General features: G+C 59.8%; 10 protein-coding genes and 2 pseudogenes. 5 read left to right on the forward strand and 7 right to left on the reverse strand.

What is annotated here, in order from left to right; all coding sequences use genetic code 11:
- Positions 1-33: 33 nt before the first annotated feature.
- The 6 genes from mnhG to FHT73_RS19975 are packed head-to-tail and all read right to left on the reverse strand — an operon-like array spanning position 34 to position 6,034.
- On the reverse strand, positions 34-417 hold the full coding sequence (gene mnhG, locus FHT73_RS19950; RefSeq protein WP_183714159.1) for a monovalent cation/H(+) antiporter subunit G: 384 nt from the start codon (positions 415-417) through the stop codon (positions 34-36).
- The gene (locus tag FHT73_RS19955; RefSeq protein ID WP_015342766.1) at positions 414-695 is read right to left on the reverse strand and encodes a K+/H+ antiporter subunit F; all 282 of its coding nucleotides are present in this window, start codon (positions 693-695) and stop codon (positions 414-416) included. Before FHT73_RS19955 ends, mnhG begins: the two co-directional genes overlap by 4 nt.
- A complete protein-coding gene (locus FHT73_RS19960) occupies positions 692-1,168 on the reverse strand; it encodes a Na+/H+ antiporter subunit E (protein WP_183714162.1) in 477 nt (158 codons plus the stop codon). Before FHT73_RS19960 ends, FHT73_RS19955 begins: the two co-directional genes overlap by 4 nt.
- On the reverse strand, positions 1,168-2,778 hold the full coding sequence (locus FHT73_RS19965; protein WP_183714165.1) for a monovalent cation/H+ antiporter subunit D: 1,611 nt from the start codon (positions 2,776-2,778) through the stop codon (positions 1,168-1,170). The genes FHT73_RS19960 and FHT73_RS19965 overlap by 1 nt, the downstream gene beginning before the upstream one ends.
- The gene (locus tag FHT73_RS19970; protein ID WP_183714168.1) at positions 2,775-3,113 is read right to left on the reverse strand and encodes a Na+/H+ antiporter subunit C; all 339 of its coding nucleotides are present in this window, start codon (positions 3,111-3,113) and stop codon (positions 2,775-2,777) included. The genes FHT73_RS19965 and FHT73_RS19970 overlap by 4 nt, the downstream gene beginning before the upstream one ends.
- Positions 3,113-6,034 carry a monovalent cation/H+ antiporter subunit A gene (locus tag FHT73_RS19975; protein WP_183714208.1) on the reverse strand — a complete coding sequence of 974 codons (2,922 nt, stop codon included), beginning with the start codon at positions 6,032-6,034 and terminating at the stop codon, positions 3,113-3,115. Before FHT73_RS19975 ends, FHT73_RS19970 begins: the two co-directional genes overlap by 1 nt.
- Positions 6,035-6,103: 69 nt before the next feature.
- On the opposite strand from FHT73_RS19975, the pseudogene FHT73_RS19980 reads away from it, so the two are divergent.
- The 5 genes and pseudogenes from FHT73_RS19980 to FHT73_RS20000 all read left to right on the forward strand — a co-directional run.
- Positions 6,104-6,388: pseudogene (locus FHT73_RS19980) on the forward strand (helix-turn-helix domain-containing protein); the annotation flags it as partial.
- Between the two features lie 323 nt (positions 6,389-6,711).
- Entirely contained in the window at positions 6,712-7,275 is a 564-nt protein-coding gene (locus FHT73_RS19985) for a cytochrome b (RefSeq protein WP_112604012.1), read from the forward strand.
- 181 nt (positions 7,276-7,456) lie between these two features.
- The gene (locus FHT73_RS19990; protein ID WP_112415123.1) at positions 7,457-8,683 is read left to right on the forward strand and encodes an alpha-D-ribose 1-methylphosphonate 5-triphosphate diphosphatase; all 1,227 of its coding nucleotides are present in this window, start codon (positions 7,457-7,459) and stop codon (positions 8,681-8,683) included.
- Between the two features lie 617 nt (positions 8,684-9,300).
- Positions 9,301-9,606 (forward strand): hypothetical protein, encoded by a 306-nt coding sequence (locus tag FHT73_RS19995; RefSeq protein WP_112337400.1) that lies wholly within the window; start codon positions 9,301-9,303, stop codon positions 9,604-9,606.
- A gap of 297 nt (positions 9,607-9,903) precedes the next feature.
- On the forward strand, positions 9,904-10,677 hold the full coding sequence (locus FHT73_RS20000) for a L,D-transpeptidase (protein ID WP_183714170.1): 774 nt from the start codon (positions 9,904-9,906) through the stop codon (positions 10,675-10,677).
- Between the two features lie 149 nt (positions 10,678-10,826).
- Here the strand turns inward: FHT73_RS20000 and FHT73_RS29540 are convergent.
- Positions 10,827-10,946 (reverse strand): annotated as a pseudogene (locus FHT73_RS29540) (dihydrodipicolinate synthase family protein); the annotation flags it as partial.

A 10,946-nucleotide genomic window follows, 5' to 3' on the forward strand; every position in this document is an offset into this window, starting at 1 on the left:
CGGCATCTTCGTGCGGCCGTAGTGGTCGGTCACCTATGACGGACGCCCCTCGGCCGGCTTCTGCTCGGGCGATTGTTTTGGCGGAACATTGCCGTTCTGCTCGGCACGATCGCGATGCAGAGCCGCGCGGGCGAGCAGCATGAAGGTGATCGGCGTCGTCACGGTTATGAAAATACCGATCAGCAGTTCATGAATGACGAGGGACCGCGTCGCGGTCGAAAAGAAGATCATCGACGCGATCATGATCGCGCCGATGCCGCCGCTCGTTCCCAATGTCGGCGCGTGAATGCGCTCGTAGAATGTTCCAAGCCTCAGAAACCCGATGGCGCCGACGAGCGTCAGGAAAGCGCCGGTCACGAGAAGTCCGCCGACGGGGATAGCGGCCCACAGAGGTATGTTTTCAAATGAGGCGCTCATTCGATCACCTCCCCGCGCATCAGGAATTTCGCCAAGGCAACCGTTGCGACAAAGCCCAGCATGCCGATGACGAGTGCCGCCTCGAAATAGACGACGCGGCCGGTTCCAATGCCGAAAGTCAACAGGAGCAGCATGGCATTCACATAAAGCGTGTCGAGTGCAATGATGCGATCCTGCGCGCGCGGTCCCCGGAACATACGAATGGAGGCGATCGCCATCGCCGCCACGATCATCATCTGCGCAATCGTAACGGATATCTGGATGATCGTGGCGCTCATGCAAAAATCTCCATCAGCAGGTTTTCATAACGGTTGGCGACCGTTTGACGCCATTGCGCCTCGTTCTCGAGATCGAGCACATGCAGCAGCACCGTGTTGTCGTTGGAATCATATTCCAGCCACGCAGAGCCCGGCGTGCTGGTCAGGATAACCGCAAGCAGCGCCAGCGGGATCTGATCCCGCACCCTGAGCTCAAGAACCACAAAACCCGGCGTCGTCTTGCGCGAACGCCCTCTCAGGATGATGCAGGCCACTTGTACATTCGATTTCACCACATCGAAAACGACCCGGAAGAAGAGTTTGGGCAGCAGATACCATTTCCGCAGCCGCGGCTTTTCGGGTCGTAGCGATGCCATCCCCCAGGAGGCGAAAACGGCGACGATGATGCCAAGGATAAGCTGACCGAGCGTGAAGCCGTTCAGCAGCAGCCACATCAGGATCAGGCTCAGCGCCATGAGCGGATAAGGCAGCATCACGGACCTCCCGCTTTTGCGGGCGCAACTACCGCATTGCGAACCGCATCCACATAGATATTGGGGTCGCTGAGCGTGCGAATGGTCGCATCCATATATTGCATGACGGGGCCTGCCCAGATGGTCAATGCGAGCGTCAATGCGAGCAGGCCCATGACGGGGAATATCTCGATGACGAGCACGCGGGGAACCACGCCCTCCAGCGAACTCCAGAATGTGCGTATGCCGGCCCGTGTCATGGCGATCAAAGCGGCAATGCCGGAAAGAATAACCAGCAGAATCAACGTCCATACCGCAGTGCTCGGCGGAATGCCGATCGCGCCGGTCCCCATCATGGCCGAGAGCATGGCGAACTTGGAGACGAAGCCGGAAAGCGGCGGCAGGCCGGCCAACAGGATGCCGCAGGCGGCAAAGCAGATGCCGAGCATCGCCATGGTGCCGGGCATGGTCACGCCATCGCCTTCTGCCGGCTCCTTCTCCTCGGCATCGCCATAGGCCTCCATCGTGACCGCGAGAACGCTGGCGCCCGCATCCTGTCCGCGCTCGACGAGCTCGATCAGCATGAAGAATGCGCTGATCGTCAACGTCGAGCTGACGAGATACATTAGCGCACCGGCCGAGATCGAGCCATCGTTGATACCGATCACCGTAAGCAGCGTACCGGATGAGACCAGCACCGAAAAACCCGCCAGCCGGCCAAGCGCCTGCGACGCCAGCACACCGACCGTTCCGAAGATCAGCGTTGCCATCCCGCCATAGAGAAGCACGGTCGCGCCGAAGCCGGCGGACGGACCGGCGCTGAACAGCAGCATGGTCAGCCGTAGGATGACGTAGATGCCAAGCTTACTGAGAATGGCAAACACGCCGGCAACCGGCGCCGACGCCGCGCTATAGGCCGTCGGCAGCCAGAAGCAGAGCGGCCACATGCCGGCCTTGATGAGGAATGCGATGCCGAGCACGCCGGCGCCCGCCTGCATCAACATGCGGCGATCTGCCGACATTTCCGGGATGCGCATGGCAAGATCCGCCATGTTCAACGTTCCTGCCGTGCCATAGATCAGGCTGACGCCGATAAGGAAGAGCAGCGCGGCTGCGAGATTGACGGCAATGTAATGCATGCCCGCCTTGACCCGGAGCGGCCCGGAGCCGTGCAGCAGAAGGCCGTAAGATGCGGCCAGCATGACCTCAAAGAAGACGAAGAGATTGAAGAGATCACCCGTCAGGAACGCACCGTTGACCCCCATCAGCAGCAACTGGAACATGGTGTGGAAATGCGCACCGACCGCATGCCAACGCGCCAACGAAAATATCAACGCGGCAACGGCAACGATGGATGTCAGCAGCAGCATGAGTGCCGACAAGCCATCGAGCACAAGCACGATGCCGAAGGGCGCGCTCCAGTTTCCTAGTAGATACGCACGCTCTTGCCCCGGCGATCCGCCTTCTGCACGGAAGAGCGCAAGCGCAATGCCCACCAGCAATAGCGTTGCAACGAGGCTGATGAGCGCCTTGAGCGTGCGCGAACGCTCATCGATGAACACAAGCAACGCACCCGCGACAAGGGGAACCAGGATCGGCGCAATGATGAGATGATGCGACCAGCCCGTCATTTCCGGTCACTCCTGCCATCGACATGGTCCGTACCGGTGAGGCCGCGTGAGGCAAGCAGTACGACCAGGAACAGAGCCGTTGTGGCAAAGCCGATAACGATCGCAGTCAGCACCAGAGCCTGCGGCACCGGATCTGCCAAGGCGTGCGTTGCCGTGCCATCGCCAAGCAGCGGCGGCACGTTCGTCTTCACGCCGCCGACGCCGAAGATGAAGAGATTGACCGCATAGGAGAGCAGCGACAGCCCGATGATGACCTGGTAGGTGCGTGGACGCAGGATCAGCCAGACGCCGCACGCCGTCATGACACCGGTCGCAATGGACAAGATGAGTTCCATCAATCCCCCTTTGCCTTGTCGGCATCGAGCGCACGCAAGCGGTTGATACGAATCGACTGGTGCGCAAGCGCGACGAGGATCAGAACCGTGGATCCCACGACGAGCAGGAAAACGCCGAGATCGAAGAGCAGCGCGCTTGCCGCCGGCACCTTGCCGATCAACGGCACGTCGAGATACTGGAAATGCGAGGTGAGGAATGGATAGCCGAAGAACCAGGCGCCGATGCCCGTTGCCGTCGCGATCAGAAGCCCGGCGCCCATCCACCGCAGCGGCAGGATGCGGATGCGATCCTCCGCCCAACGCGTGCCGCCGGCCAGATATTGCAACAGGAAGGCGATCGAGAGCGTGAGACCGGCCGAGAAGCCGCCGCCCGGCGCATCATGCCCCCGCATGAAGATATAGACCGACAGGGCGATCACGAAGGGGAACATCCACTGCATGATGACGGAGGGCACCAGCAGATAGTCGCGCACGGTATCGCCGGCCGAGCGCTCCGGCCGTTCCTCGTCGAAACGGTTCTGGATCTGCTGCTGCTCCGGCATCTCCATGCTGTCGGGCGCCGGGCGGAAACGACGCAGCAGCGCATAGACAGTCAAGGCGACGACACCGAGGACGGCGATTTCGCCAAGCGTATCGAAGCCACGGAAATCGACCAAGATGACGTTGACGACATTACGGCCGCCGCCCTTCGAATAGGCATTTTCCAGGAAGTAATTCGCGATGGCGTCAGGCACCGGCATGGTCATGACGGCATAGGAAATGAACATCATGCCGATGCCGCAGATGACGGCGAGCGCCAAATCGCGGAAGCGTCGGAAACGAGCGCGTAAATTCACCGTATCGTCAATCCCTTCTGTCCGCTTCGGTAGCCAGCGCAAGCCTAGAAGGATGAGCACCGTCGTGACGATCTCGACGAGAAGTTGGGTAATCGCAAGATCCGGTGCCGACAGCCAGATGAACGTCATGCAGACGATCAATCCGACCCCACCCAGCATCACCAAGGCAACAAGCCGATGATATTTGGCAAAAAAGGCAGTGCCGATCGCCAAGCAAATCCCGATCGCCCAGACGACGGCGAACACCGGATCGGCGCCTGAAAAGGCAAAATGCTTGGCCTGGAAGCCCGACAGATAGAGCGGCAGCAGGCCGGCCGCAAAGCCTGTTGCCACCACCCAGCGAAGCTGCGGCTGCAGCTTGCGCGTGCCGATCCGCTTTTCGGCTATTCGCGCCCAGTGCCAGGAAACCTCGACCAGCACCCGCTCGAAGATGCGCTGTCCCTTCAGGCGGCGAAAGAGGGGCGGACCGTCGTCACATCGCGAAAAATAATCCTTGAAGGCGAAATAGAACACCGTCCCGCCGACCAATGCGACAATGCTCATGATAACAGGCAGATTGAAGCCGTGCCAGAGAGAGAGGCTGTATTGCGGCGTATCGGCGTTGAGAACGCTGACGACGGCTGCCTGCAGGAAGGGCGCCACCGAAAGCGCCGGAACGATGCCGACAACCAGGCATACCACGACCAGAAGCTCGATCGGGAAGCGCATCCAGCGCGGCGGCTCATGCGGCTTGGCGATCGGCAGATCGGTCGGCGCCGGCCCGAAAAACACCGTCTGAATGAAGCGCAGCGAATAGGCGACGCTGAAGGCGCTTGCGAGCGTCGCCACATAGGGAAGCATACGATCGAGGATGGAATCAGCATGGGTTTCGATCGCTTCGGCGAAGAACATTTCCTTGGATAGAAAGCCATTGAGCAACGGCACGCCGGCCATGGCGGCACTCGCGACGATCGCAAGCGCCCCGGTGAACGGCATATGGCGGAACAAGCCACTCAAACGGCGCATATCACGCGTGCCGGTCTCGTGATCGATGATGCCCGCCGCCATAAACAGCGACGCCTTGAAGGTCGCGTGGTTCAGCATGTGGAAGATGGCGGCAACCGTCGCAAGCGGACTGCCGAGGCTGAGCAGCGTTGTGATGAGACCGAGATGGCTGATCGTCGAATAGGCGAGCAGCCCTTTGAGATCCTGCTGGAACATTGCGAAATAGGCGCCGAGCAGCAGCGTGATGATGCCGGCGGCGCCGACAATGTAGAACCACTCATTCGTGCCGGCGAGAACCGGCCAGAAGCGCGCCAGCAGGAAAACGCCTGCCTTCACCAGGGTAGCTGAATGCAGATAGGCGGAGACGGGCGTCGGCGCCGCCATCGCATTCGGAAGCCAGAAATGGAAGGGAAACTGCGCACTCTTGGTCAGCGCACCGAGCAGGATGAGTATCAATGCAGGCAGATAGAGCGGATGATTGCGGATGATATCGCCGGACGTCAGGATCTTGTCCAGATCGTAGCTGCCGACGATATGGCCGAGCAGGATCAGCCCGACCAGCAGGCAGAATCCGCCAATCCCGGTGATCGTCAGCGCCATACGGGCACCATCACGAGCGGCAGCCGAATTGTGCCAATAGCTGATGAGCAGGAAGGAGAAGATGCTGGTCAGCTCCCAGAATATCGAGAGCAGAATGACATTGCCCGACAACACGATGCCGAGCATCGCACCCATGAAGGCAAGCAGGAAGGAGAAGAAGCGGGGAACCGGGTCCTCCTCCGACATGTAGTAGCGAGCATAGACGATGACGAGAAAACCGATGGCGGTGATGACGAGCGAAAACAGCCACGCAAAGCCATCCAGCCTGAGACTGAAATCAAGCCCTAACTGCGGCAGCCATTCTATGCTATAACGGACGACACCGCCGTTTTTGACGGCAGGATAGAAGCTTGCGGAAATCAACAGCGCCAGAAATGTGACAGCTCCGGCAATCCAGGCCGGGCCACGCCGTGACTGCGTGCGCAAGAGGCATACGGAAAGAAGACTTCCGATAAACGGCAGAGCCAAAAGTGCTAAAATAAAAATAGGCCCGCTCGTTATCCCAAAACGTTGCTCCTTCGCTTGGCCGGATCACGCCAGTCGGCAAAACCCCTGGAAATCCGCTATATTATGCCCTATATGATAGATATCGCCCAATATGGGCAGCTTGAAACCCTGCGTCAAGGTAAGATGGCGATGATTTTGACACCAGCGCTCTGCCGGGCGGCCCGCGGCTTCCTCGATTGGACGCAGATGGACCTTGCCGACCGTTCGGGCGTGTCGCGCAGCACGATCCGCGATTACGAGGGCAATCGCCATAGCCTGCATCGGGCGACGGAAGCGCAACTGCGACTGGCGCTCGAGGCCGGAGGCATCGCCTTCTTCCGGATCCAGGGGCACGAGATCGGCATCTGTACCAAGGCTCTCGCCACGGAGGGTCAAGCGCCGTCCCGTACCGAGAGCTGCGAGATCCTGTCTACCGCCGGCGACAAGGCCCAGATCCTCCCTCCGAAGGCAGACCGATAGGATCGGCGACCGGCATCTGGCACGAGCAAAGCGCCGGGCGGCAGGCCTGTTCTCTATGAGGCAACGGACAGCCCGTTTTGCCGCCCTGGGAAGCCTTGCCGGCTGTCGATCCGACTCCGCTCGCAGGAAGGTGAATGAATAGGCCCTCAAATCAGCCACATTCGCGCCGATCACCGCATCCGCGCAGTACCCCAGGACGACCGGAGAAACATATGTCCATCACCAACGAAGCATCAACCACGCTTCCGACAGCCCGCTACCGGCCATCGCAACGGCTCCTGCATTGGCTAATGGCTGTCATCATCATTTCCGCGCTCCTTATCGGTCTCTATTGTTCTTATCTCACACCCGGCACGCCTCTGCGCCGCGCCCTCCTCGATGTACATAAATCGCTCGGCATGACGGCGCTTGTCCTCATCGCCATCCGGCTGCCGCTGAGACTTTCGTTTGGCGAACCCGCCCATCGGCGTCCGCTAGACGTCTTCAACCATCACGCAGCGCGCGGCGCGCATATCCTGCTGTACGCCCTGATGATCTTGATGCCGCTTGCCGGCTACACCACCTCCGCCGCTGGGGGGCATGATCTGCCCTGGTTCGGTCTCTTCCAATGGCCCAACCTGCTGTCGCCTGACAGGGGCTTGGAAAGAATCGCTGCGCAGATCCACGAATACGGTGCTTACTGCCTCTATGTTCTTGTCAGCCTGCATATACTGGCAGCCCTCTGGCACCATTTCATTCGGAGAGATGAGGTGTTGCAGAGAATGCTTGGACTTTGACGTATCGATAGTGTCGATATCCATTGCTCGACCACGGTGGGCGGCGGCAGCCGTTTTGGATGGGAGATTTGGCAACAGCATTCTCAAATCTGTCATATCGTGTCACTAGAAGCACGTGCTGGAAATCAGCCGCCACAGGGCTGCGATTCCCGCCCTCGTCACGTCGCGAAACAGGCCGCCCATGCACCACAATTCTCCCATTCTCATCGAGGGCGCCACCGTTGTCTTCGGCGACCGCCTGCAACCAGCATCGATACGGATCGAAGAGGGACGTATCACTGATATCGACGGTGCGCGCGACGGAGCCGCCGTTATCGACGGGCGCGGTCATCTTCTCGGGCCAGCTTTCGTGGATGTCCACGGCGACGCTTTCGAGCGACAGCTCATGCCGCGTCCGGGCACGATGTTGCCTGTTGCGCCGGCGCTGCTCGAAACGGATCGACAGCTTGCTGCCAATGGCATCGCCACAGCCTTCCACGCACTGACCTTGAGTTGGGAGCCGGGGCTGCGCTCCGTCGACAACGGCCGCGCGGTGGTTTCCTCGCTCGATACGCTGGCTTCCAGGTTGATGGTCGACAACCGGGTCCAATTGCGCTGGGAAACATTTTGTTTTGAGGCGATCGATCTTATTCGCGATGCGTTGTCAGGTCCTCGGCAACCCTCCATTGCCTTCAACGATCACACATCGATGCTGCTGCTTGATCCCTCGATATCGCTGCAGGAACGGCCGTTCGATCTCGACCCGAATTTCCCAGCTCTGGATCCGGGCTCACCGGTTTTCGCGGACAAGATGGCCGAACGGGCGAAGAGGGCAAAGCTGCCTGTCTCCGACATGATCGCCATGGCACGCACCATGTGGGAGCGCCGGCCGCAAGTGCTGGCGGCTATCAACGAAGTCTCAGCGCTTGGCGAGGCTGCCGGCGCTCCGATGCTTTCGCATGACGACAGCCAGATTGAGACGCGTGATTTCTATCGCGCACGCGGTGCACGTATCTGCGAATTCCCCATGAACCGCCGCGTGGCGCGCGCCGCCCGTGATGCGGGTGATTTTATTGTCTTCGGCGCGCCGAATGCAACGCGCGGCGGCAGTCATCTCGCCTCGATCGGGGCCGCCGACATGATCCGCGAGGGCCTCTGCGATATCCTCGCCTCGGATTATTATTATCCCGCCATGCTGCTGGGACTCGCGCGCCTGAAGGCAGATGGCGTGGGATCGCTGCAAGATCTGTGGCCGCTGGTCTCCGGCAATCCCGCACGGGCATCGGGCCTTGACGATCGCGGTACGATCAAGGTCGGCAGTCGAGCCGACCTCATCCTGGTCGAATGGCCCGAGGGCGATGTACCCGTCGTCCGGCGCACCTGGGTCGCCGGCCGCGAGGCCTATCGAGCCATTGCCGCTGGGCACTAGCGGCACATCAAAGCACGGCGTCATAGGCCGTATTTTGTGGCCCGGGATGGCCCCATTCATTGAAGAAGGGAGGCTAAACCGACACTGATCATGCAAGTCAGCAATCCCGCGCAGATGAAGAAAAGCACCAGAGGCGTGTATCTGGACATGCGGCCTCCTTTCGACATGACTCCAGGGATCGTCGTACAATGAAATTCGCCCTTTCTAGGCACGACACGAAGCACCGCGCTGCGCGCTCGCTAGGACCCAGCAAAGCTTGTCACATAAGTCTACGCAGACATGGGCCGCTGGTTCCGAAAAATATCGAGGCGTTCGCGCAAATGGATCCCGGCCGAAAGCTTGCCCGCGGCCGAAGACCTCGAATTATCTAAGCCGCTATTGCTTATGGAGGCGCTACGCACCGTTAAGGCAGCGCCAAACGCGGCTCTCTCCCATAAAAAGAGACCGCTATATCCATCAAAACATCGGCAGCGGTTGCTGCCACCGATTGCAGAAAATCGCGATCTATTTCGATCCAAGATCAATCAGCAGTGGCTGGATTGCGCAAAGTTTGAGTTGACCGTTTCCAATGGTGAGGCGACACTTCCAATCTGGAGCGAGGCAGGAGGAATATAATGATGGACGAGCCAGATCGCTGGCGCCAAATGGCAAGCGCGCCGAAAGACGGCAGCAGAATTCTCGTTACGATCCGGCCGTCCGAGCAAGGGCCGGCAGAAGTCGACCTTGCCTATTGGTCGAGTGGGGATCGCTTCGGGTCGGAAGGCTGGCGCGCTTCCGATTCTGCGCCGGGGTGTATCATTGAATATGCCGAGCCGGAATTGAAGTGCTGGATGCCGCTTCCCTCGGCCAATCTCAATCGGACCTCGATGCCCTCGCCCTGGGAAGGCGACGACGCTGAGCAGCTCGACGGAGCAGGAATTTAACGGCTCCAACCGGCAATCGAGCGTTCGATAATGAATAGCGGTATCTCTATAGGTGCGGGGCGCCATCGGGTGCCCAATTCAGCTCGCACCATAGTCCTCCTGGCGATTCTGCCGATCGGCTTGCCGGGATTTGCAGGTGCTTCCAAACCTGCCGCAATATCTTCATTATCGACGGTATCTAGCACCTGATTGTGAGACTTTCAGCCGTCTTGCCACAATTACGCCCGCCGTTTCCGGAATTGTCGGCGCAAGCCGCCCACCCTCGCGGGGCACGATTTCGGGAAATATGGTTGCGACATGAAGACTATGAGACTGGTTCTTTTGCCCGCTGTGGCAGTGCTGATGGCAAGCGTCGCCGCGCATGCACAGGAATGGAGATACTTACCGGATTATGGCGACGACTACGTTGCTCCACGATATTTCCGAGAAGCACCACCGCGCTATCGGGACGACCGGCGCCTCGATGATGGCTATTACTATCGCGGCGACGCCTATGACTATTATGATGACGAGGACGGCGACTTCCCGCCTCCTCCCCGGCGGCTACCACGGCAGGCTTCGATCGATCCGCGCGAGACTTCCCCGCAGTTCAACCCAGGCGTCAAGGATGACCAGCGTGCGGCCATGGCGCGATCTCCGATCCCGCGCACGGTGGTCCCCTTCTCCGGCTACGAGCCGGGCACGATCGTGATCTCCACGAAGGAGAAACGCCTCTATCTGGTTCAGAATGACGGAACCGCACTCAAATACGGCATCGGCGTCGGCAAGCAGGGGTTTTCCTGGAAGGGCACGGAAACGGTCAGCCGCAAGGCGGAATGGCCCGATTGGACACCCCCCAAGGAAATGATCGCCCGTCGCCCGGAACTACCCGATCACATGGAGGGCGGTCTCAATAATCCCCTTGGGGCAAGGGCGCTCTATCTCGGTTCCACCCTCTATCGCATCCATGGCACCAATGAGCCCAACTCGATCGGCAGGGCTGTATCTTCCGGCTGCATCCGCATGGCAAATCCGGATGTGATGGATCTTTATAGGCGGGTCAGCGTAGGAGCGAAGGTCGTGGTGCTCTGACTGCGACCTCAACGATCGCCGATCTCTTCTTCATCTCAATCCAAGGGAAACTGCGTAAACGACGGTATAGGAGAGTGCGGCGCCGAAGCGAGTTTCTCCGGCGCCGATCAGATTTGGTTCACGAAATGGCCGTCATTGGCATCGATGCGTCAGCTGGAGGAAAGTTCATCCGCCTCCCGCCATCTGCGCAGCAAAGCGAACAACTCTTCGCGGTCCTTCTCATCAAGACGTGGCACGCCCGGAACGCGGACAGGACCGACATCGAGGCC

It is taken from the genome of Rhizobium sp. BK098, assembly GCF_014193155.1.
GTDB lineage: Bacteria > Pseudomonadota > Alphaproteobacteria > Rhizobiales > Rhizobiaceae > Rhizobium.

Excerpts from the sequence above, each read along its gene's own strand:
- mnhG (WP_183714159.1), bottom strand. The coding sequence starts at position 417 with ATGAGCGCCTCATTTGAAAACATACCTCTGTGGGCCGCTATCCCCGTC.
- FHT73_RS19955 (WP_015342766.1), bottom strand. The coding sequence starts at position 695 with ATGAGCGCCACGATCATCCAGATATCCGTTACGATTGCGCAGATGATG.
- FHT73_RS19960 (WP_183714162.1), bottom strand. The coding sequence starts at position 1,168 with ATGCTGCCTTATCCGCTCATGGCGCTGAGCCTGATCCTGATGTGGCTG.
- FHT73_RS19965 (WP_183714165.1), bottom strand. The coding sequence starts at position 2,778 with ATGACGGGCTGGTCGCATCATCTCATCATTGCGCCGATCCTGGTTCCC.
- FHT73_RS19970 (WP_183714168.1), bottom strand. The coding sequence starts at position 3,113 with ATGGAACTCATCTTGTCCATTGCGACCGGTGTCATGACGGCGTGCGGC.
- FHT73_RS19985 (WP_112604012.1), top strand. The coding sequence starts at position 6,712 with ATGTCCATCACCAACGAAGCATCAACCACGCTTCCGACAGCCCGCTAC.
- FHT73_RS19990 (WP_112415123.1), top strand. The coding sequence starts at position 7,457 with ATGCACCACAATTCTCCCATTCTCATCGAGGGCGCCACCGTTGTCTTC.
- FHT73_RS19995 (WP_112337400.1), top strand. The coding sequence starts at position 9,301 with ATGGACGAGCCAGATCGCTGGCGCCAAATGGCAAGCGCGCCGAAAGAC.
- FHT73_RS20000 (WP_183714170.1), top strand. The coding sequence starts at position 9,904 with ATGAAGACTATGAGACTGGTTCTTTTGCCCGCTGTGGCAGTGCTGATG.